The sequence below is a fragment of the Pseudomonas sp. P9_31 genome (assembly GCF_034008235.1).
In the GTDB taxonomy this organism is placed as follows: domain Bacteria; phylum Pseudomonadota; class Gammaproteobacteria; order Pseudomonadales; family Pseudomonadaceae; genus Aquipseudomonas.
In genome coordinates this window covers 3,993,812-4,015,714 of record NZ_CP125375.1, presented here as the reverse complement: position 1 = coordinate 4,015,714, position 21,903 = coordinate 3,993,812, and the positions used below count along the sequence as shown (strand labels likewise).

Sequence of the window (21,903 nt, the reverse complement as noted above, 5' to 3'; positions counted from 1 at the left end):
AATTTTTCGCTGGCGAGGAGGACGCGAAAGCCTGTTTCCTTTGCCACTATCGGCTGACACGACTACTGACTGCTAATCAGCGCCGCCACCGCGAGATCGTTCAGCAGTGCGTCGGGTGTTTCCTGCCTGAAGCGTTTCAAGGCTGAGGTGAAGTAGGCTGCTTCAAGCATGCCCTCGCTGGCGAGGTAGAATTGCGCCGCTTCTACCTCTTGAACGGAGTAAACGCGCTTGTTCAGCCCGGACATCTCCTGGGTGGCAGTGAAGGGCGACAGAACCGTGGTGGCGAGGCCAAAACCGGTGAATTGGGTAATTTGCCATGGGCTTTCTTCACCAAAACACATGAAGTCGCAGTGGGCGTAGGCCTTGGCAGATGTTGCAGAGAGAAAGGTGAGGAGGATGCAGCGCTTGAAAAGAACAGAATTGAACAAGGGCATAACAACAAGGGCGTCCTGTCAGTAAATCGGCGTTATTTCACCGCAGGCAACATCCATGAGTTACCTGTCGGCCTGCGGGTGCAGGCCTTAATTCGAAGCGGCGTAATGATCCACGCTTTGCGCCGGCACAACAATGAGCGGAAGCGATTTCCATCAGCGAGGCGTGATCAACGCCCCTCAAGCAACTCCGCCGCCTGATCCAGCAACGCCAAAGGCTCTTTAGCCTTGTGAATATCCACCGACAACAACTGCCGAAACTTCCGCGCCCCCGGAAACCCGGTGCCCAACCCCAGCACATGCCGAGTGATGTGGTGCATCGCGCCACCCGCCAGCAAATGCTCGGCAATATAAGGCCGCAACTGCGCCAGCGCCTCCGCCCGGCTGATCACCGGCGCCGTGCTGCCGAACAACTGCTGATCCACCTCAGCCATCACATAAGGGTTGTGATACGCCTCACGGCCCAGCATCACACCGTCAAACGTTTGCAGATGCTCGTGACAAGCCTCCAGCGTCTTGATCCCGCCGTTGAGGATAATCTCCAACTCCGGAAAGTCCGCCTTCAATCGCGCCGCCACGTCATAGCGCAAGGGCGGAATGTCGCGGTTCTCCTTCGGCGACAACCCCTCCAGAATCGCAATCCGCGCATGCACCGTAAAACTCGTACACCCGGCATCCCGAACTGTGCCGACGAAATCACACAACTGCTCGTAACTGTCCCGCCCGTTAATCCCGATCCGATGTTTCACCGTCACCGGAATCGACACCGCATCACGCATCGCCTTCACACAATCGGCCACCAACTGCGGATGCCCCATCAGGCACGCACCGATCATATTGTTCTGCACCCGATCACTCGGGCAGCCGACGTTCAGGTTTACCTCGTCGTAGCTGTGGTCCTGGGCCATGCGTGCGCAGGCGGCCAGGTCCAATGGAACGCTGCCGCCGAGCTGGAGAGCTAGCGGGTGTTCGGCTTCGTTGTGACGCAGGAAACGGTCGTGATCGCCGTTGAGGAGCGCGCCGGTGGTGACCATTTCGGTGTAGAGGAGGGCGTGTTTGGAGAGTAGGCGTAGGAAAAAGCGGCAGTGGCGGTCGGTCCAATCCATCATGGGGGCGACGGAGAAGCGGCGGGAGAGCGGGGCGGGTATAGCGGTGATTGGGGGCATTGGCGTTTCTGGAATGGGTGAGGCTGGGAGGTGGGGAGTTTATCAGGATTGGGCTGGTGGGGCTCAGACGAGTCTTGCTGCGGGAGCAGGACAAGTGAGCAGTGGTCCCATTCAGACGCGGATGTTGCAGCTGAATGACTGGGTGGGGGAGGGCGTCATTCGGTTTAAACAATACGAAATCGGCGGGGAGAGGAGCTGTGCAGTGGTCTAATTTCCCCGGACACCTCGATAGGTGGAGAATGCATCTATCGAGGATTTTTTCATGACTGGCAAACGCAGAACATTCGACGACAGCTTCAAACTGCAAGTGGTAAAGATGATCAAGGACCAGGGACTGGCCGTTCCGCAGGTCTGCCGCGACCTGAATATTGGTGAGACCGCCGTCCGGCGCTGGGTGCAGCAGTACGAGGCTGAACAGCTGGGAGATGTCGGAATCGGCAAACCGTTGACTGCTGAGCAACAACGTATCCGGCAGTTGGAGCAGGAAAATCGCCAGCTCAAGATGGATAACGATGTATTAAAAAAGGCTACCGCCTTCTTTGCCCGCGAGCTGAAGTAACGTATCGCTTGGTTCGGCAGCTGCAACAGAAGGCTTATTCGGTGGCGCATGTCTGTCGGCTGCTGGGCATCAGTCGATCCGGGTTCTACGAAGCCAACAAACGTGCTGAAGTGCCAACATCAATTTGTCCCATGGCTCTGCAACTCAAGGCATCGTTTGCCGCAAGTGGCGGCTGTTATGGCAGTCGTCCGTTGCGTAAAGTGTTGCACGCCAAGGGCATGGAAATAGGCCTTTATAAAATTCGTCGCTTGATGCGTGCCAACGGTCTGCGTTCGGCTTGGAAGCGTAAGTTTGTGCATACGACAGATAGCAACCACGACCTGCCGATTGCTGAAAATGTATTGAATCGCCAATTTGAACCTGACGCAGTAAACAAAGCTTGGGTGGCAGACATTACCTACATCCGGACCCGAAGCGGCTGGTTATACCTGGCCGTGGTGCTGGACTTGTTCTCACGCAAGATAGTCGGCTGGTCCATGGCCCCGAACATGCCGGCTGAGCTGGTGTGTAGTGCAATGCAACTGGCGATTGCTCAGCGTCAACCACCACCGGGTCTGGTCGCCCACTCGGATCGTGGCAGCCAATACGCGAGCGCAAGCTACAGAGCGCTGTTGGCAAGAAATGAAATGCAGCAAAGCATGAGCCGTAAAGGTAATTGCTGGGACAACTCAGTGATGGAGCGCTTCTTCCTGAGTTTGAAAATGGAGCGGGTATGGCGGCGCGATTACGCCAACCACGCCGAAGCGATACGTGACATCACTGAATACATCGTTGGGTTTTACAACAACGAGCGGCTGCACTCGAAACTGGGATATCTGCCACCGACCGTTTACGAACGGGCAATGGCGTCTAAACCTCCTATCGAGGTGTCCGGAATTAGTTGACCACTACACTGTTCCGTCCTGAATAAGGTTTACACCTATTTCAGGACTAGACATCACAGTATTTTTCCGGAGGATGATCCGCGTCGAACTGTCACCTATCGTGCAGTTAAGGTCTGCAGTTTGGCGGGACTATAAGGGTGTACCGATGCTCTACATGGCGGACTGGATCGAATGTAAAGGATGCCGGCATTCAACCCAAAGCGGCTATCTAGAGTGTCAACGATACAATGTGAATACCCAAAAATTTATTGCATTTGTGCCGCAGTCATGAATTTTGAAAAGTCAAATACCAATGCAGTTACGCCGCATACCGATCAGGGGGGAGTTGACGAAGTGAAGTCAATTGGTATGAAGTTGCCATTGTTGTCCTTTATGGCGTAAAAAATACTGGATACACGCCAATCGCTAACTTCCTGTTCGCCAATCAGTACAACATTAGTGTAGATGTCTCGGGCGCTATTGCCGTGTTTTGCAACGTAATTAGTAAAGCAGTAGTAACCTTTTGGTAAGCCGGGTGGGGATTCGACTACATTCTGAAAAATCATGGAGCGCTCATTTGCGGGGCCAAGCTTTTTTTCAATCCGTTTGGATGTTTCGGTAAATGGATACTTATTTATTCCAGCCTTAAATGAGGATGACGTCAGTTCATAAGCTTGATCATATTTATTAGTGTCGAGGTAGGATCCGAACATGTTCGCCACAACCGACGGATCAGTTGAAGGCTTGTAAGGATCTGGGTCTATTGGGTCTTGAATGTATCTTGATCCAAAGTAAAGCACAACGAGGAATACTGCCAGTGCACCGCCTGCGCGGACCAGTTTATTTGGTGCTCCTGTGACTATATAGCCGGGAAGAATTCCGCCTATACCGCCTGCTGCTAGACTGAGGATTACAAGAATGACCATTTTTTTGAAGGATTCAGATTCTGGTACATTCATTGCTACATATAGAATTATTGATATAAAAACAACTCCAAAAAGAAACGCCAAAATCACTTGTGGTGATAATTTTCCTGGAGGATCGACTGCATTTGGGTCCATGGGCGCACCTGAATAACCGAAAAAACCGAGGAGATTGAATTTTGAAAGCTATAGGCGCGAGGCCTTGTTACTTACCTTAGGCAGGGAAGAGTCAGGCCGCAATGTATAAAATTGGTACGATTAATATTGTATCGAAATTAAAGTTGGCCTGCTAATAACGAAAGATGTTCGAGCCCTCGTTCAATAAACTCACAAGGTTTGGACGGTTACTATCTGGTAAAGGCAGAAATTTTAACGACGATGACAGTTTTCGACCGGGCCTGTTGAAGCACCGATGCAGGCAACCATGCGAGTACGTCACACCGGTTGCATTTTTACACGCTCCGGTCCGGGAGTAGACGTTGGACATAGTGATGGCAAATGGCTAATGTCACTAATGCTGCTTTCTAATCTAGAAGGCCGCAGGTCTTGCCGTCACCCGTGTCGTGGTTTGCTCTGGGCGATGTCGCATTTACGCGACAACCTCAAAAGCTAGACAAGTACTTACAGGACGACAAGGAGCGTTATCTGACAAGCCATCGTAACTGGAAACGCGATGGAGTGTCGCCTAATAGTAGTTAGGCAATATGGAGGTTCCTTATGATCACCAGGGCATCGATATTCTCACTTTGCATATTTTTCACCACAAATGCATCAGCCATTGAGCAACAGGAATACGATAATTGGTGTTGGGCGGCTAGTGTTCAGGATGTTGTAGCTCAAACAGGTTACTACGAGCGGCAGTCACAGGTGGTGGCAAGATTGACGGGCTGGCCCCAGAATCGCCCTGCACGAATAGACGAGCTTGTTTTTCTCGTGAGGTCATATGGGCTTAGAGCTTGGCAGGCAGGTCGACCAGGAAGCCCGCAAGAGCTTTACAACACTCTAATGTCGGGCTGGAAGCTAATAGCTTTTGTAACACCAACAAATGGTCCCGTGGGGCACTATATTGTGCTTCAAGGCATTGATCCTGCAGGTAACATCATCGTCTCTGATCCGGCAAATGGGTATACGGGCCCAAATACACCGGCACAGCTTTACTACGGCTGGCGATGGGCCGACTCAATTGTTGTCGGGCGTTAGCTGCCTAACAAATCACTAAAGACTCTCATTTAACTCACGGGGACGGCTTGCCGCCCCCTTAGCTTAGTCGTCCCGTTGCCAAGGAGAAGAATGGGAGCGGATTGTTTTCCACTAAGATGGGGAAAGTGGACGGATTTATTTTCCCTTCAAAAGTGAAGTTGTACCAGGGTGAGACTGCCGATTTTAACTATTTCTCACCAGATTGATCGTAAATGGCGGGTCAATTGAAACTGAAAGGGACGGATTTGTTTCTACGAAAAAAATAGATCCGCTCCTTTGTGTTTTTTTTTTAGGTATTTGGCTGGCGGTTGTCTGATCTTACCTTTGTTTGCATTCTTCAAGCTCGTTTTGGCTTTTCAATGTAGTAGTCATGCCTAACCGATATTTACAGTACTGGATGACCAGCTGTCGCTCCGTGTCGCTTAACTCACTCAGTTTTTTATCATCTGATTCATACGCGAAAATATTTTCAAACTTAATTTGAAATGTCGGAATTTTCTTGATGAAGAATACTCTTTCCGGGTCGGCGTCTTCCATCTTTTCGTAGAATCCGATGTAGAGAAAGGCGACGAGTATGATCGGGGAAATGATAAGCAGCGATTTCATGATAATGTTGGTCGCAATAGTTTTTTTTGATTCGAAGGTTTCTCACCAGCTCCATCCCAATGTTACCAGGGCAAATCTTTCCTTCGCCGGCTTGCATGGGAAATTCCCGGTGCCCACCCAAAGTCGTCACTCTAAAAACGCTGGTCAGGGCTTGAATTAAGTTAAGTAGGGTGTCGATTTGTATGGCTGGGATTTTCTGGTCCATATTGCCGTTGATGGCTTCAAGAGCCTGGCGTGCAACGGCAACCATATCGCCACCTTCATCGGCGGTTGTCAAATTTTCCAGCAAAACGATGCCAATTACGCCTGTGTTGTAGTTATGTACGCTTGAGCCTTTGAATCGGATGTCGCGTCCTTCGAATACTTTACCTGTACAGTCGATGCCGTAGTGATAACCAATGTCATCGAACTTGGCTTGGTGCTCGCTCTGAATCGCACGCATCTGTCCTGCGCCGGCACCACAGCCAACACTTCTACCTGCATGGTGAAGTGCAATCATCGAGTAGTCCCAGTCATCGACCATTTCGCCTTTTGCTTTATGTGCTCCCCAAGATGATCGTTCTATAAATTCACAGCCCTTTTTGCGGACGAGTCTGGGGATCGCTTCTTGAACGAGCCCCATGAAAGACAGGACACCGTTTCCCCCTTACGATAAGGGATAGGCAAACGGTTATGTTTATGTGTAGTGGTCAACTAATTCCGGACACCTCGATAGGAGGTTTAGACGCCATTGCCCGTTCGTAAACGGTCGGTGGCAGATATCCCAGTTTCGAGTGCAGCCGCTCGTTGTTGTAAAACCCAACGATGTATTCAGTGATGTCACGTATCGCTTCGGCGTGGTTGGCGTAATCGCGCCGCCATACCCGCTCCATTTTCAAACTCAGGAAGAAGCGCTCCATCACTGAGTTGTCCCAGCAATTACCTTTACGGCTCATGCTTTGCTGCATTTCATTTCTTGCCAACAGCGCTCTGTAGCTTGCGCTCGCGTATTGGCTGCCACGATCCGAGTGGGCGACCAGACCCGGTGGTGGTTGACGTTGAGCAATCGCCAGCTGCATTGCACTACACACCAGCTCAGCCGGCATGTTCGGGGCCATGGACCAGCCGACTATCTTGCGTGAGAACAAGTCCAGCACCACGGCCAGGTATAACCAGCCGCTTCGGGTCCGGATGTAGGTAATGTCTGCCACCCAAGCTTTGTTTACTGCGTCGGGTTCAAATTGGCGATTCAACACATTTTCAGCAATCGGCAGGTCGTGGTTGCTATCTGTCGTATGCACAAACTTACGCTTCCAAGCCGAACGCAGACCGTTGGCACGCATCAAGCGACGAATTTTATAAAGGCCTATTTCCATGCCCTTGGCGTGCAACACTTTACGCAACGGACGACTGCCATAACAGCCGCCACTTGCGGCAAACGATGCCTTGAGTTGCAGAGCCATGGGACAAATTGATGTTGGCACTTCAGCACGCTTGTTGGCTTCGTAGAACCCGGATCGACTGATGCCCAGCAGCCGACAGACATGCGCCACCGAATAAGCCTTCTGTTGCAGCTGCCGAACCAAGCGATACGTTACTTCAGCTCGCGGGCAAAGAAGGCGGTAGCCTTTTTTAATACATCGTTATCCATCTTGAGCTGGCGATTTTCCTGCTCCAACTGCCGGATACGTTGTTGCTCAGCAGTCAACGGTTTGCCGATTCCGACATCTCCCAGCTGTTCAGCCTCGTACTGCTGCACCCAGCGCCGGACGGCGGTCTCACCAATATTCAGGTCGCGGCAGACCTGCGGAACGGCCAGTCCCTGGTCCTTGATCATCTTTACCACTTGCAGTTTGAAGCTGTCGTCGAATGTTCTGCGTTTGCCAGTCATGAAAAAATCCTCGATAGATGCATTCTCCACCTATCGAGGTGTCCGGGGAAATTAGACCACTGCAGAGAAAAGAAGTCTGTCCCTGAGAAATCCCCGATTTTTCTTACAATAAATCAATAAGTTAGGAATTGAGGAGACCTGCATGGGTCGGCAGCTTGTATTGCACCACACAAAAACAAGACCCCGATCTTATGCAGGCCATCCGATTCTTACACAGCGCGCTCGCCCAAGCACTTCCCACTGTCCACTGTCCATTCTCGTCGTCTGAAAACGTTGATGTGTTGTGTCAGCGCATTACTCCAAGGGCGTCGGCTCACTCTGGCGGGGCTTGGCCGATTCATGTCAGGCAAGGCCTACCCCAAACACGCCATCAAACGAGTCGATCGGTTACTGGGTAATCGATATCTGCAAACCGAGCGCTCGCTGTTTTACTGGGTCATGTTGCGAGACTTGCTGGGGTCGCTGAGACATCCATTGATCCAGGTCGATTGGTCACCGATCGATGCGGCTGGAGAGTTCTTTTTGTTGCGCGCGGCCATTCCTTTGGCAGGACGTTCGTTCCCCATTTATGAGAGCGTTCATGAGCGCGAGGGTTGTCCGAAATATCAAAAACGGTTGCTGCAAACGCTGGCCGAAATGCCCCCCAAAGACTGTGTTCCGATCCTTGTAGCTGGTGCAGGTTTTCGCCGGCCATGGATCAAAGCCGTCGAGGCGCAAGGCTGGTATTACGTGGGGCGAGTGCGTAACCGGGACCTCTACCGCAACGACGCACACACTTGGCTACAAAAACCTCCATGCCCTGGCATCGTCCTCACCGAAATCACTAGGTCGGATCGAGATGACCCAAAGCGCTCCGCACTTCATCCATTTGTACTGCATCAGGCATTCGGCAAAGGGTCGTAAACGTCAGCTTGTCACCGGTTCAATCGCCAAAAACAAACTCAGCAGGCAATCGGCCAATCGTGAAACAGGCGCCAAAGCGAAGGGACTTGCAACGAGGGGCCGCCGATACACGGACAACCCTGTAAGTTAATACGTGGTGTCCGCCTAATTACTTAGTGAGGTCAGTACTAAGTAGTAGCTAAATTTTGAAGGTATACGGCGACCTCCAATTAATGCCATTGATTCTTGATTTCCTGCCACTGGTCGTCTGACAGCCACTTATCTGCCGCCGGAAAGAAAATATTTTCTTCAGCGTCCATATGATCGTAATATTTTTTAATGAAGTCATCGATAGTGTCTGCAATTACTCTCGTTTCCTGAGTTGTGTCCTCCAACATCTTCAGCTGTCCAGCAATGCGCCCAAACGCCTGATGATCTCGCTCGATATCCTTGACCCGTTGGTGGATCGGCGCCTCAGTTTCTAGCAAGGCCAGCCGAATAAGCTCTTCATTTTCATGGTGGTGTCGCTCTGCATCACCATGCAAGGCTTCCAGCATCTTGAACAACAGCTTACAGTCATCAGCCCCATCGGATTCATGTCTCATCTTTCTCAGCAACTCTTTGATCTGAGTGATTTTCATAGCCACTTCATGATGATAGGCCAGAAGTTCTTTCAACAAGACGTTCATATCAAATCCTCGTCACGACGCCAAATCATCACAGAAAGATGTTTTTAACCAGTAACTCCGAAGGATACCTAAACTTTGAAAGTTCAATAATTTCAGTATCTTGTCAAACGCATTCGCCTGCACTATTTAACCTTTTTAGTATAGGCGAGCAAAAAGCTCTCACCCCAGGAAATTTGCCGCCCTTGGAAAAAATTGAAATATCAAGTGTATGTTTATATGCACTATTTGATCTGCCGGATCTCCGCCAGCGAAAACGGAAGGAAAAAGCAGCGCCCAAATCGACGCGGTGGCAGCTGTGCGCGGGTCTGCAAGACCGGGAATCCGGGAACCCGGCAGACCCGAAGGTCTCCCGCACAAAGCCGCCATTGAGCGGACACAAACGAGCGTCCTACAGGCGCTACAGGCGGGTCGCTTCAGAAAAAACAAGGATGCTGAACCAACGCTGTCACTCATCAATGTTTCATCAAGTTTGGCGATTTTGCGGTATAGGATGACCACCTGTCGCCATGCTTCCACCCTATAGGAAACAGAAAAATGATCTCGAACCTCTTCAAAGCCATGCTGATCACCGGTGCTTTGCTCTTGAGCGCCTGTTCGGGTGTGAGCACCAGCACGTGTTTTTCAGAAGGCTGCCAATCATTCGATGGCCATGGTGCCAACAAGGTGAACGTTGGTGGGAGCGCGATCGGGAACAGCTTTAATGAGTACAGCTCAGGTTTGCTGCACGACTGAGGAATGACGCAACGGCTTGGGTATTTCCGCCGTTGCGTGATCTGCCTGATGCTCCGCGACGACTGCTGAGCAGCCGGACGCAGGCTTCGCCAGCTGCTACAGGAAGTGTGTAGCGGCAACTAATGGGCTATTTAGCCTCTGGCGTCGCGATCCACTGCCCCAAAATTTTCTGGTGACTCCCCGTCACCTTGGCCAAGTGCAGCCACTGATCGACATACAACTTCCAGCTAATGTCATCACGCGGCAGCAAGTAAGCCTTCTCCCCATACTGCATAAATTGCGTCGGGTTAACCGCACACAAACCCGGTTTGAGTTTCTGCTGATACAGCGCTTCCGACGCATCGGTAATCATCACGTCAGCTTTCTTGTCCAGCAGTTCCTGGAAGATGGTCACGTTGTCGTGAAGCTGCAGTTGCGCTTTGGGCAGGAAGGCGTGAACGAAAGCCTCGTTGGTGCCGCCGGCTGGTTCGACCAGGCGAACCGAAGGCTGGTTGATTTGTTCTATGGTCTGGTATTGCGCCTGATCTTCGCAGCGCACCAGCGGGATTTTGCCGTCGACATCCAGCGTGGTGCTGAAGAAGGCTTTTTTCTGGCGTTCCAGGGTGACGGAGATGCCGCCGACACCGATGTCGCATTTGCCCGCGAGCATGTCGGGCATCAGGGTTTTCCAGGTGGTCTGGACCCACTCAACCTTCGCGCCCAGGCTGTCGGCCAGTGAGCGGGCCATGGCGATATCGATTCCCGAGTATTCGCCGTCTTCACCTTTGAAGGTATAGGGTTTGTAGTCGCCTGTGGTGCAAACGCGAAGTTGGCCTTGTTGCAAGACGGTGTCCAGGTGCGAAGGGCTCTGTTCTGCCTGAGCGCCGCAGGATAGAGCCAGCAGGCCACCGAGCAGCATTGTGCTTTTTATGGTTTTCATTGTTTTCGGGCTTTTGTGATGGAGTAGGGCAAGGCGGGATCAGTGTAGTGAAAGCGCTTCTTGGCTGTCATCCACGCTGAATGTGATGCTCCCCGGCTCTGGTTCAATGTGCTCAGTCAATCGCGGCTCGGCGCAGGCGCAAGGCGTTGAACACCACCGAGGCGGAGCTCACGCTCATGGCCAGTGCAGCCACCAACGGGGACAACAGATGCCCGGTCAATGGGTAGAACAACCCGGCGGCGAGGGGGATGCCCATGGCGTTGTAGGCCAGGGCAAAAGCCAGGTTCTGGTGCATGTTGCGCACGGTTGCCACCGACAGCTTACGGGCATGCAGAATGCCGAGCAGGTCGCCCTTGACCAGGGTGACTTGAGCGCTGTTCATGGCGACATCGGTGCCGGTGCCCATAGCGATGCCGACGTCGGCACGGGCCAGGGCCGGGGCGTCGTTGATGCCGTCGCCGGCCATTGCCACACGGTGCCCGCGTTCCTGCAATCCGGCGACCAGGCGCTCCTTGTCCTGCGGCTTGACCTCGCCATGGACGTCTTCGATACCCAGTTGGCGGGCGACGGCGCGGGCGGTAGTGAGGCCGTCTCCGGTTGCCATAATCACCTGCACACCATTGGCCTGTAGACGCTCTACGGCCAGCCGGGTGGTGGGTTTGATCGGGTCGGCGACGGCGAGTAACCCCGCGAGCACGCCATCCACGCCCAGGTACATGATGCTGGTTCCGTCGCTGCGCAGTTGCTCGGCGTGGGGTTGCAGGGCTTCCAGGGCGATGCCGGCTTCCGCCATCAGTGCGGTGTTGCCCAGTTGAACACTGTGCCCGTCGACCTGGCCGCGCACGCCGATCCCTGACGCCGACTCGAACGTCTGCGGTGTGCTCAACACCAAGCCATTGGCGCGAGCACGTTCGACGATGGCATGGGCCAACGGGTGTTCGCTGCCCTGGTCAAGGCTGGCGGCCAGGCGCAGTACCTCGTCAGCATTGTAACCAGGCGCAGGTTCGACGCTGTGGAACGCCGGACGACCTTCGGTGAGGGTGCCGGTCTTGTCCACGATCAGGATGTCGATCTTGCGCAGGTTCTCGATCGCCGCCGCATCCCGGAAGAGCACGCCGCTGCCGGCCGCCTTGCCGGTGGCGACCATTACCGACATGGGTGTGGCCAGACCGAGGGCACACGGGCAGGCGATGATCAGCACGGCCACTGAATTGATGAGGCCGAACACCCAGCTAGGTTGCGGCCCCCACAACCCCCATCCGACAAAAGTCAGGGCGGCAATGGCGATCACTACCATGACGAAGTAGCCGGCAATCACGTCTGCCAGCCGTTGCATCGGGGCCTTGGAGCGTTGTGCCTGGACCACCATCTGCACAATTTGCGCGAGCACGGTCGCTTGGCCCACTTTCTGCGCCTGCATCACCAGGCTGCCGTGGGTATTGAGGGTGGCGCCGATCAGCCCGTCCCCGGGCCGTTTCATCACGGGGACCGGCTCGCCTGTGAGCATGGACTCGTCCACCGCGCTTTCGCCCTGCAGCACCACACCGTCGACCGGGACTTTCTCGCCGGGGCGCACGCGCAAGGTGTCGCCGCTGTGCACATGGCTCAGTGCAATGTCTGCTTCGCTGCCGTCGGCGTTGATCCGGCGCGCGGTCTTGGGCGTCAGGCCGAGCAGTGATTTGATCGCGGCCGAGGTTTGCGAGCGCGCCTTGAGTTCCAGCATCTGTCCGAGCAGCGTCAGGGAAATAATTACCGCCGCTGCTTCGTAGTACACGCCAACCCGGCCGTCCATCATGAAGGTGGCTGGAAACAGGCCGGGTGTCAGGGTGGCGGCAAGGCTGTAGAGGAAGGCTGCCGCAGTGCCCAGGCCGATCAGCGTCCACATGTTGGGGCTGCGCTGGATGACGGAGCGCGCGCCACGCACATAGAACGGCCAGCCGGCCCAAAGCACGACGGGCGTGGCGAGCACCAGTTCGACCGCGTTCTGTGTGGCGCCGTGAAACAGGCTCAAGCCATGGCTGCCCATCGCCAGCGCGGTCACTGCCAGGGTCAGCGGCAGGGTCCACCAGAAGCGCCGGGAAAAGTCCGCGAGCTCAGGGTTGTCCGACTCCTCCAGTTCGGGCAACACCGGCTCAAGGGTCATGCCGCACTTGGGGCATGTCCCCGGACCGCGCTGGCGTATTTCCGGGTGCATGGGGCAGGTGTACTCTTTTTCGGTCGTCGGCTCCGCTGCCTGCTGCGCCAAAGCAGGTGATTTGAGGTGATCCAGATGGCGATGCATGGGTCAGTGTCTGCCGCCGTGGTGATGCCCGAACAGGTGCATCAGCGGGCACAGCAATAGAATCAGGTAGGGCAGAATCGGGTAGATATGGCCGTAGTGCTCACGAGCCAGGTAGAACATCCCGATCACCAGCAGCATGCCCAGCGCGATGCCGGGTTTGCTGCGCCAGAAAGAGGGGGCTGGCGGCGTCGAGGGCGATGAATGGTTCATGTGACTAGCTCCGTCCTGAGGTAAGTGTCCTGAGGGGCGTCCTGCCATGCCGGCCAGTGCGAACCTCCGCGACGGGGGGCTATGGCGTGATGTTTATTGACCCATCGGCATCTTCATCATGCTGGATTGTTGATCCATCATTTTCATCATCATGTCCATCATCGCTGTATCCGAGCCGTTCTTGCCGCCGGACATGCCTTTGCCCATCCCCATACCCATACCTGGGCAATGGTCATGCATCATGCCGAGGCTGTTTCTCATCGTAATCATGGCTTCCTGCATCGCCGCCCGGCGTTCGGCCGGAGTTTTGGCGGCGATCATTTTGTCGTGAGCTGCCTGCATTTTCTTCATCTGTTCGCTCATGGCCTTGTCTTGCATGGGCATGGGCATGGTTTGGGCTGCGTCATTGGCGGGGGCGGCGGGCGCCGTTTCGGGGTATTCGGTAGCCAGTGCCAGCAATGGGCCGCTCATGAGCAGAGCGGCCAGGAGGGGTTTGATGTAGATGTGCATGGCGATCTCCACAGTGATAGCGCGGATCGGCAGCGTCGGATGGCTGCGAACCAGAGTATGTCGTGTTCCCGTTAGAGGGAGTGATCTTGAACTTACGCCACGGTTGGAGGGCGTTGTTGATCCATATCAAACGACGCCCACAGAGCATCATTGTGCTTTTTATGGTTATCAGGCTTTTGTGATGGAGGGGGGCAAGCGGGAATCAGTGGAGTGAAAGCGCTTCTCCAGTGTCCCAGCATCCCGATCATTCCAATGCGCGATACGTGTCAGGCAAGGCCCGACACGTATCCCTTCACATGAGTTGTTTATCCACAAGCCACGGACTTCGAACTCTTAAGATGCGCTTCAATCGAGTTGCTGGCAGAGTGGACTCTTACTCCCTTGAGTTTATCGAGTGGCGGCTCTTTCCAAAGTTTTGATGCGTCAATGGGAAGGATGACCTGTATAGCAGCCCCTTGGGGCGGATCAGCAACAAAATCGAAGTCTTGAATGCCGTCAGGCGGGAACTGGATATAAACCCGTGGCTCCAGTCTCGGGTTTGTCCATCCACCAGAACTCACCAAGCCAATTGCCGATATGTGTAGCTGCGGTGGGTTTGATTTAAGTATTTTTAAGTCGACATCCACTACTTTCATTACTTCAGCCATTTTCGAACTCCTTTCGATAATTGCGCCGCTTTTTCACCTTGGCGCTTGGGTGTTGAACCCTTTGGCTTGAAATCTGGTGTGGTTAGACGCTAGTAAAGGACCCTCTTCCTGTCCACCGACTGCCTGGCCGGTCATCGGATGTTGCAGATATACATTCTCTACAGTGCGTCCATCTCCGGACTCAACGTCCCCAGCCAAGCCACCAACCCCACAATCAACACCGCCGCTGCCAGCTCCACCACCACGCTGCGCCGCAGCGCATTGGCGGCGACCGCGTATTGCCCGTCCCGCAACGATCGCTGCAAAAACGGCCCAAGGTGAAACCGGTTCAACGCGGCGAGCACCAGCATGCCGGCAAACAGCATCACTTTGATAAACAGCAAAATCCCGTAAGTGCTGAGAAACACCTCATCGAGCTTCGGCCCAACGATGAACAGATAATTCACAACCCCCGTTACCGTGATCACCAATACGATGGCCGCGCCAACAACCTCAAACCGATTAACAGCGCGGACCAACAACCGGAGGCGCACTTCAGTTTGTAGGGCGTTGATTTTCGCCATCAACGCAAACGCCATCAACGCCCCAAGCCAAGCCCCCGCCGCCAGCAGATGCAGAATATCCACTGCGAAATGCCAATAACGACGACTGCCTTCATCCATCGCCCCATGCCCGCTCCAGGCCAGGCTGGAGAGGGCGATGCCGCCGACAAAAACGGCGACCAACAAGCCGACACCCGGCGCACGGAGCATCACCGCTAAACCAGCGACAACCAGCGCAACGATGCGAACCGTCCAGGCCAACCCGACGTCCGTCTCCAACACCATCATCTCGATGTGCGGACGCAACTCGGCAAAGTCCGATTCCCCGCTCATGGCGCTCACCATCATCACCATGGTGGCGACGGACAACACCGCGCCAAGCACCGCCGTTCCCGCCAATATCGACCGGAACGGCAACACTGCTCCCGACACCCGTTCCTGCCCTTTGAGGCTGTACAGCCCAAAAAGCGCCACTCCAAACAACAGCATCAAATCCACATACAACGCAAACCGCAGGGCAATGCCGACCGAGTCGCTCATCAATCACTTCACTTTGAACGTAACATTACCGGTGATCGGGTGAGTGTCCGAAGACACGGCGCGCCATTCGACTTTGTAGCTGCCGGTGGGCAGGGGTGAGAGCGGGGTGATGACCATGGTTTTCGGGTCACTGCCACCGGAGACTTTGGCTTTCATGGGCATGGGGGAGTGGGCCATGCCGGGCATTTCGGTCATGACCAGTTTGGCGCCGGAGAATTGGGTCATGAGGTTTTCGGAGAAGTGCAGTTCGATATTACTCGGCGCCGCACCATCCGAGCCTTCGGTCGGGGTGGAGGAGAGCAGTTTCGGGTGGGCTTGAGCCAGTGCGCTCATGAGCAGCCCGGTGGAAAGTGCGATGACGACAGCAGTGGTTTTGATGATGCGCATGCAAGGCCTCTTACCGCTTCAAGCGGTTGGTTTTTAGGTTTTGAGTTGAAGCGTTTAGAACCACAGCCGAACGCCGAGGACCAGGCGGGCTTCGCTGCGGTCCTCGCCTTCGTCCCTGGTGTAGTCGGCGGTTTTGCCGTAGGTGCGGTTCCAGGTCACGCCGATGTAGGGCGCGAACTCCCGGCGGATTTCATAGCGCAGTCGCAGGCCGGCTTCGGTGTTGGACAGCCCGGAGCCGATGCCCCGCTGCGGGTCGTTTTTGCCGTAGACGTTGAGCTCGGCGGTCGGCTGCAAAATCAGCCGGTTGGTGAGCAGGATGTCGTAGTCGCCTTCCAGCCGTGCAGCGGTCTGGCCGCCTTCGCCGATGAACGCGGTGGCCTCGGTTTCGAAGTTGTACAGGGCCATGCCTTGCACGCCGAACGCGGCCCAGGTTTGCGGGTCGCCGGGTTTGAAATCCTGGCGCACGCCGGTCACCACCTCCCACCACGGGGAGATGGCATGACCCCACAGCGCCTGGACTTCGGCGTCTTCGGTTTTGCCATTGACGCGTTCGCCTTCGGAGCGCAACCACAGGCGATCGATGTCGCCGCCGATCCAGCCGGACAAATCCCACGCCAATGCGCTGCCGTCGTCGGCGTCCTGCCATTCGAGTTTGTCGGCGAGGAAGTAATAGTTGAGCGCACTGTCGTGCATGTCATGGCCGGCGGGGCTGACGAATACGGCGGCGCGGTCGGCGTCGGTCAATGTCGGGATCGGCGTGCGGCTTTGGGTCCGCGCGGCGGGCTGCATTTGCCCATCGTCCATGCTCTGCATTTGGCTGTGATCCATGCCTGGCATCTGGCTATGGTCCATGCCCTGCATGTCGTCGGTGGCGGCCATGGCCGAAGAGAGCGTCAGGCCCACGGTAACGAGGGCCAAAGAGAACGGAGTGAGTCTGGTCATGGGGAGCGCCTTATTCTTCCACGCGAACTTCACGGAACATGCCCATTTCCATGTGGTACAGGAGATGGCAGTGGTAGGCCCAGCGGCCGAGCGCATCTGCGGTGACTCGATAGCTGCGCTTTGATCCCGGTGGCATGTCGATGGTGTGTTTGCGCACCATGAACTGGCCGTTCTCGTCTTCGAGGTCGCTCCACATGCCGTGCAGGTGAATGGGGTGAGTCATCATCGTGTCATTGACCAGCACCACCCGAACCCGCTCGCCGTACTTGAGGCGCAGCGGTTCGGCGTCGGAGAACTTCACGCCGTTGAACGACCAGGCGAACTTCTCCATGTGGCCGGTGAGGTGGAGTTCGATGGTGCGGCCGGGCTCGCGGCCGTCCGGGTCCTCGAAGGTGCTGCGCAGGTCGGAGTAGGTCAGTACACGGCGGCCGTTGTCGCGCAGGCCGATGCCCGGGTCGTCGAGTTTTGGCACGGTGCTCATGGCTTGCATGTCCACCAGCGGGTTGTCTTTTTCCGTGTCGGGATGGGATTGCATACCGGCCATGCCACCCATGGCCATGCTGCTGTGATCCATTCCGGTCATGTTGTCCATGCCCTGCATGTCGCCGCCGTCCATGCCTTGCATGGCACCGTGATCCATCCCCGCCATGTCGCCGCCCATGCTGCCGTGATCCATGCCGCCCATGCCCATGTCATCCATGGTCACCAGCGGTCGCGGATCCAGCGCTGGAACCGGCGCCGACAACCCGGCCTTCGCCGCCAGGGTGCCTCGCGCATAACCCGTTCGATCCATCGATTGCGCGAACAGGGTGTAGGCGTCCTGGGTCGGCTCGACGATCACATCGAACGTCTCCGCCACCGCGATGCGGAATTCGTCGACGCTCACCGGTTTGACGTGCAGACCATCCGCCGCGACCACGGTCATTTTCAAGCCCGGAATACGCACGTCGAAGTAGGTCATCGACGAGCCGTTGATAAAGCGCAATCGCAACTTTTCGCCCGGCCGAAACAGGCCCGTCCAGTTCATGTTCGGCGCCAGGCCGTTCATCAAGTAGGTGTAGGTGGCGCCGCTGACATCGGCCAGATCGGTAGGGTTCATCTTCATCTCGGCCCACATCTTGCGATCGGCGACTGTCGAGCCCCAGCCTTTCTCGCTGACGTCGTGGATGAAGTCCCCCACCGTCCGTTTGTTGTAGTTGTAGTAGTCCGATTGTTTCTTGAGTTTCTTCATCAGGCCGACTGCGTCTTCGTCGGTCCAGTCGGTGAGCATCACCACGTAATCGCGGTCGTACTGGAAAGGCTCCGGGTCCTTGGCATCAATTACCAACGGCCCGTAAACCCCGGACTGTTCCTGAAAGCCCGAATGGCTGTGGTACCAGTAAGTGCCGTTCTGCCGGACTTTGAACTGGTAGACGTACATTCCGCCCGGTTCAATGCCGTGAAAGCTCAAACCCGGCACGCCGTCCATGTTGGCCGGCAGCAAAATGCCGTGCCAGTGAATGGAGGTGCTGTCCTTGAGTTTGTTCTTCACCCGCAGCGTGACGGTGTCACCTTCACGCCAGCGCAACAGAGGGCCGGGAATACCGCCGTTGATGGTCATCGCGGTTCGAGGGTTGCCGGTGATGTTGACCGGGGTTTCGCCGATGAACAGGTCGAAGTCGGTACCGGCCAGCACATTCGGTTCGCCGGGGCTGGTGACCGCCCAGACCGGCGTGCGCCACAGTCCGAGGCCAGCGAGCACCCCGCCAGCGGCCAGGCCCTTCACGAAGGTGCGTCTTGAGGTGTTGGAATGCATGCCGTTTTATCCCGTCCGGTCAGCCTGATGAAGCCCTCAGGTCCATCCTGAGCGGAGGGCAGAGAGCTTGATGAGGAGAAGGCTAACGGGCAGTGCCTTTCAGCAGGCTGAGGCCAAGATTACAGTTTTGACAGTTTCACACGATGTTCAAGGACTGCTGTTGGACCTGGACGAATCCGCCACGGTGGTATTACCGCAATTGATATACGAAGAAGACTTCAACCAACGCTGATCCGGATAGTAAGAAAATAACAACTGCCCATCTTTCATCGAGTCGATCAGTCGATGTGCAATCGCAGGCCTCACGGCCGGGCAACCGAGACTCCTGCCGATCCGGCCATTGGCCCGCGCCAGGTCTGGGCTGACGTAAGGCGCGCCGTGAATGACGATCGCTCGCTCGAAAGCGTTGTCGTTGAAACCCGGTTCCAGACCTTCCATGCGCAGGGAATAACCGTTCTGCCCGACGTAGCTGGATTGGGTGCGGTACAAACCCAGGCTGGTGGCGTAGCTGGCATTCTGATTGGAGAACTGGCTGGCCATGTTCTCGCCGCTGTTGCGGCCATGGGCGACCAGTTCATGGAACAACAATTTGCGTTGTTTAAGGTCGAATACCCAAAGACGTTGCATGGTCGAGGGCAGGGAATAATCGATCACTGCGAGTCTCTGCACCGGGACCGCGTCTTGGGCTCGGCTGCATTGGAAGGCGCGTACGGCCAGGGCAATGACCTTGGCGTTGGCATCAGGGGCCGCTTTGACCAAGGCAGCTTCAAGCGAATCGGCGTAGGCTGCCGGTAATGTAAAAAATGCAGTCAGCAGCAGGGCCGTCATTAAGCAGCCAAAGCGGTGTGGGGCCATATGCAAGTCTCATCTGAATATTTCGAGTCTAGCAGCGCGCACGACGCTAGCCGGTTGAAAACGGGAGATTAAGGATTATCCATGGGGCAGTTAACAAGGTTATTCGTCATAAGCCGCATCTTTTTTATGGGCTTTCTGATAAGCGGCACGGCGATCGCACAAAATTCGCCGATTGAGCCGGTATCTCCCGTTAGCGCTGCGGCTGAAGCGGCCCCCGGCGATTATGTCGGCCAAGCGATTCAGGCTGAATTGGCGCCATTGAGTTCGGCGTTTCCGCCGCTGCTTACGTCACCGGGCCATCAGCGCGTTGATGTGAACCGAGTGGTGATGGATTTCTATAGTCATCGTGGCTATCGCGCCGCCTGGACGGACGATGACGATGTCGCCCTGTTATTGAAAAGCTTGGGCGATACCCAGACCGATGGCCTGAACCCCGCGGATTTCCGGATCGCCGAGTTGGCCGAGGCCCACGCGTTGATGCAGACAACCACCCCAACCCCCGGGCAACGGGCAGCTTTTGATATCTCCGCCACCCAGACGTTCATCACGGCGCTGCTGCAGTTGCGGCGCGGCAAGGTCGACCCTTCGCGGCTGGACATCCACTGGAACTTCGACCCCGTTGGCGTCGATCCTCGGGAGGACGTCAACAAATTTTTAGCCGCCCTCGACAGCCATGACATTGCGCGCGCCTTCGCTCAGGCGCCGCCTCAAGAAGCGGTTTACGGCACCTTGCGACAGGGCCTGGCGCAACTGCGCAAGGTTCGCGACAGGGGCGGTTGGCCAAAGATCCCGGAAGGGCAAACGCTCAGGCCCGGCATGGACGACGCCTCGGTCGCGCAGTTGCGAGCCCGTCTGGCGGCGGGCGGTTATCTCGTGCAAGCGACTGCTCGTACCGACTACGACGACACCGTCACCGCGGCGGTGAAAAAGTATCAAGCCGAGCAATACCTGGGGGCGGACGGTGTCGCGGGGCCAGCGACACTCGCGGAACTGAATGTGTCGGTCGAGGCACGCATCGACCAGGTTCGCGTGAACATGGAGCGAGCTCGATGGCTGCTGTACAAACTTCAAGGCACCTTCGTTGTTGTCGATATCGCCGGGTACAAAGTCGCGTTCTATCGCGATGGCAAACCGATCTGGCGCTCACGGGTGCAGGTCGGTAAGCCGTTTCGCAGCACGCCGATTTTTCAATCCGCGATCACCTACATCACATTCAATCCCACCTGGACCGTGCCACCGACGATTCTGCTCAAGGACATGCTGCCGAAGATTCGCGACAATCCTGGCTACCTTGAGGCGAGCCGGATTCGCGTGATCGATCGAGATGGCAATGTGCTCGATCCGTCGACTGTCGATTGGGACAACCCGCGCGGCCTTACCCTGCGTCAGGATGCGGGGTCGGATAACTCGCTGGGGCAGGTGGTGATTCGTTTTCCCAATGAGTATTCGATTTATCTGCACGACACGCCGCATCGTGAGCTGTTCGCGAAATCCAATCGCGCGACCAGCTCCGGCTGTATTCGGGTAGAAAACCCGCTGCAATTGGTGGAGCTGTTGTTCAACGATCCGGTTCACTGGAACAGCGAAGGGATTCAAAAGCAGTTAGCCAGCGGCAAGACAGAGAACATCAGACTCCCGGTGAAAGTGCCGGTGCTGTTGGCCTACTGGACGGTGGACCTGAGTCTTGATGGACGCGTGACATTCAAGCCCGATGTGTATGGGTACGATTCCCCGGTATTGCGGGCGTTGAATCGGCCTTCGGAGCGGCCGGCGCTGGACGGGAGGCGAGCGGCGCCTCCCTCGGTGGCAGCGGAGCAGAGTAAGTTGTAGGCCTTAAAGCCCCAAGCCTTCTTGCACAGCCAGCAGCAAATTGTGTTCCGTCAGTGCGATCGCATCCGGTTGTTGTCCGGGTTGCTCGATTGCCTGAAGCCACCACTGTGTCTCGCCGTGTTCGTTCACGGTGCGTAACAGGGCGAGTTCCTTGCCTGTCGCGTGGATTTCGATCCGCCCGGCACCGTCGGCGGTGAAGCGAGCGACAGGATCGAAGGTGATGCTGTGGTGGTTGCCTTCGATCAGCAGTTGGTCGATGGCGTAATCGTAGGTCGCACCGTCCGGAGCGCTCTCGAACACGTGAGTGGAATTGCGTCGCAGCTTCAGGCCCACTTCGATCAGTGGCTGCAACCAGGTTTCGATCTGGTGATACAGCTCGTAGACCTGGGCGGGCCAGCTGTCGATGGCCTGATCGGCGAAGGTCGCGTCGGCACTTGTTTGCCAGGATTGTTTCAGCTTCGCGGCGAGCTCGTCTGCTTTACTCATTTCGATTTCCTGTCGTGGTGTCAGTTAATCGTAGCTCT

At 55.9% G+C, this 21,903-nt stretch carries 21 protein-coding genes and 1 pseudogene; 5 read left to right on the top strand and 17 right to left on the bottom strand.

The genetic code is table 11. The annotated features are described in order from the left end of the window. Positions 1-62: 62 nt before the first annotated feature. Entirely contained in the window at positions 63-434 is a 372-nt protein-coding gene (locus tag QMK51_RS17780) for a DUF2388 domain-containing protein (RefSeq protein ID WP_320391087.1), read from the bottom strand. Between the two features lie 167 nt (positions 435-601). Then, positions 602-1,597 (bottom strand): tRNA dihydrouridine(20/20a) synthase DusA, encoded by a 996-nt coding sequence (gene dusA / locus QMK51_RS17775; protein ID WP_320391086.1) that lies wholly within the window; start codon positions 1,595-1,597, stop codon positions 602-604. A gap of 262 nt (positions 1,598-1,859) precedes the next feature. Here dusA and QMK51_RS17770 point away from each other — a divergent pair. After that, positions 1,860-3,040 (top strand): IS3 family transposase gene (locus QMK51_RS17770; RefSeq protein ID WP_258696059.1). Its coding sequence is split into 2 segments (ribosomal slippage): positions 1,860-2,124 and positions 2,124-3,040, totalling 1,182 coding nucleotides; the frame shifts between segments, so codons are not numbered across the junction. Between the two features lie 314 nt (positions 3,041-3,354). On the opposite strand, the gene QMK51_RS17765 is transcribed toward QMK51_RS17770, so the two are convergent. Further along, positions 3,355-4,080, bottom strand: a complete 726-nt coding sequence (locus tag QMK51_RS17765; protein WP_320391085.1) for a DUF4019 domain-containing protein — start codon at positions 4,078-4,080, stop codon at positions 3,355-3,357. Between the two features lie 579 nt (positions 4,081-4,659). On the opposite strand from QMK51_RS17765, the gene QMK51_RS17760 reads away from it, so the two are divergent. Next, a complete protein-coding gene (locus QMK51_RS17760) occupies positions 4,660-5,142 on the top strand; it encodes a papain-like cysteine protease family protein (RefSeq protein WP_320391084.1) in 483 nt (160 codons plus the stop codon). Positions 5,143-5,617: 475 nt separating this feature from the next. Here QMK51_RS17760 and QMK51_RS17750 read toward each other — a convergent pair whose 3' ends face one another. After that, entirely contained in the window at positions 5,618-6,370 is a 753-nt protein-coding gene (locus tag QMK51_RS17750; RefSeq protein ID WP_320391082.1) for a peptidoglycan recognition family protein, read from the bottom strand. 67 nt (positions 6,371-6,437) lie between these two features. Further along, positions 6,438-7,618, bottom strand: a protein-coding gene (locus tag QMK51_RS17745) for an IS3 family transposase (RefSeq protein ID WP_258696059.1) whose coding sequence is annotated in 2 segments (ribosomal slippage) — positions 6,438-7,354 and positions 7,354-7,618 — 1,182 coding nt in all. Because the reading frame shifts where the segments join, the coding sequence is not laid out codon by codon here. A gap of 191 nt (positions 7,619-7,809) precedes the next feature. Here QMK51_RS17745 and QMK51_RS17740 point away from each other — a divergent pair. Continuing rightward, positions 7,810-8,588, top strand: a pseudogene (locus tag QMK51_RS17740) (IS4 family transposase); the annotation flags it as partial. Positions 8,589-8,730: 142 nt separating this feature from the next. On the opposite strand, the gene QMK51_RS17735 reads toward QMK51_RS17740, so the two are convergent. Continuing rightward, positions 8,731-9,189: a hemerythrin domain-containing protein gene (locus tag QMK51_RS17735; RefSeq protein ID WP_320391081.1), complete on the bottom strand. Its 459-nt coding sequence runs from the start codon at positions 9,187-9,189 to the stop codon at positions 8,731-8,733. A 534-nt stretch (positions 9,190-9,723) separates the two neighbouring features. Between QMK51_RS17735 and QMK51_RS17730 the strand changes: the two genes are divergently transcribed. After that, positions 9,724-9,921 carry a hypothetical protein gene (locus QMK51_RS17730; RefSeq protein WP_258696425.1) on the top strand — a complete coding sequence of 66 codons (198 nt, stop codon included), beginning with the start codon at positions 9,724-9,726 and terminating at the stop codon, positions 9,919-9,921. Positions 9,922-10,048: 127 nt separating this feature from the next. Here the strand turns inward: QMK51_RS17730 and QMK51_RS17725 are convergent, their stop codons facing one another. The 10 genes from QMK51_RS17725 to QMK51_RS17680 all read right to left on the bottom strand — a co-directional run bounded on the left by QMK51_RS17725 (position 10,049) and on the right by QMK51_RS17680 (position 19,549). Further along, a complete protein-coding gene (locus tag QMK51_RS17725) occupies positions 10,049-10,840 on the bottom strand; it encodes a transporter substrate-binding domain-containing protein (protein ID WP_320391080.1) in 792 nt (263 codons plus the stop codon). A 112-nt stretch (positions 10,841-10,952) separates the two neighbouring features. Then, a complete protein-coding gene (locus QMK51_RS17720) occupies positions 10,953-13,034 on the bottom strand; it encodes a copper-translocating P-type ATPase (protein ID WP_320391079.1) in 2,082 nt (693 codons plus the stop codon). Between the two features lie 90 nt (positions 13,035-13,124). Further along, positions 13,125-13,331, bottom strand: a complete 207-nt coding sequence (locus tag QMK51_RS17715; RefSeq protein WP_258696423.1) for a DUF2933 domain-containing protein — start codon at positions 13,329-13,331, stop codon at positions 13,125-13,127. A 93-nt stretch (positions 13,332-13,424) separates the two neighbouring features. Further along, a complete protein-coding gene (locus tag QMK51_RS17710; protein WP_320391078.1) occupies positions 13,425-13,841 on the bottom strand; it encodes a hypothetical protein in 417 nt (138 codons plus the stop codon). 305 nt (positions 13,842-14,146) lie between these two features. Continuing rightward, positions 14,147-14,488: a hypothetical protein gene (locus tag QMK51_RS17705; protein WP_320391077.1), complete on the bottom strand. Its 342-nt coding sequence runs from the start codon at positions 14,486-14,488 to the stop codon at positions 14,147-14,149. 158 nt (positions 14,489-14,646) lie between these two features. Beyond that, the gene (copD, locus tag QMK51_RS17700; RefSeq protein ID WP_320391076.1) at positions 14,647-15,570 is read right to left on the bottom strand and encodes a copper homeostasis membrane protein CopD; all 924 of its coding nucleotides are present in this window, start codon (positions 15,568-15,570) and stop codon (positions 14,647-14,649) included. Positions 15,571-15,573: 3 nt separating this feature from the next. Further along, positions 15,574-15,957, bottom strand: a complete 384-nt coding sequence (gene copC, locus QMK51_RS17695) for a copper homeostasis periplasmic binding protein CopC (protein ID WP_258696420.1) — start codon at positions 15,955-15,957, stop codon at positions 15,574-15,576. Positions 15,958-16,011: 54 nt separating this feature from the next. Further along, positions 16,012-16,899 (bottom strand): copper resistance protein B, encoded by an 888-nt coding sequence (locus QMK51_RS17690; RefSeq protein ID WP_320391075.1) that lies wholly within the window; start codon positions 16,897-16,899, stop codon positions 16,012-16,014. Between the two features lie 10 nt (positions 16,900-16,909). Next, complete coding sequence (locus tag QMK51_RS17685; protein ID WP_320391074.1) at positions 16,910-18,694, bottom strand: copper resistance system multicopper oxidase; 1,785 nt, start codon at positions 18,692-18,694, stop codon at positions 16,910-16,912. 147 nt (positions 18,695-18,841) lie between these two features. Further along, positions 18,842-19,549, bottom strand: coding sequence for a murein L,D-transpeptidase catalytic domain family protein (locus QMK51_RS17680; protein ID WP_320391073.1), 708 nt, complete (start codon positions 19,547-19,549; stop codon positions 18,842-18,844). 81 nt (positions 19,550-19,630) lie between these two features. On the opposite strand from QMK51_RS17680, the gene QMK51_RS17675 reads away from it, so the two are divergent. Continuing rightward, the gene (locus QMK51_RS17675) at positions 19,631-21,379 is read left to right on the top strand and encodes a L,D-transpeptidase family protein (RefSeq protein WP_320391072.1); all 1,749 of its coding nucleotides are present in this window, start codon (positions 19,631-19,633) and stop codon (positions 21,377-21,379) included. Between the two features lie 3 nt (positions 21,380-21,382). Here QMK51_RS17675 and QMK51_RS17670 read toward each other — a convergent pair whose 3' ends face one another. After that, entirely contained in the window at positions 21,383-21,865 is a 483-nt protein-coding gene (locus QMK51_RS17670; protein ID WP_320391071.1) for a hypothetical protein, read from the bottom strand. Between the last annotated feature and the right edge of the window lie 38 nt (positions 21,866-21,903).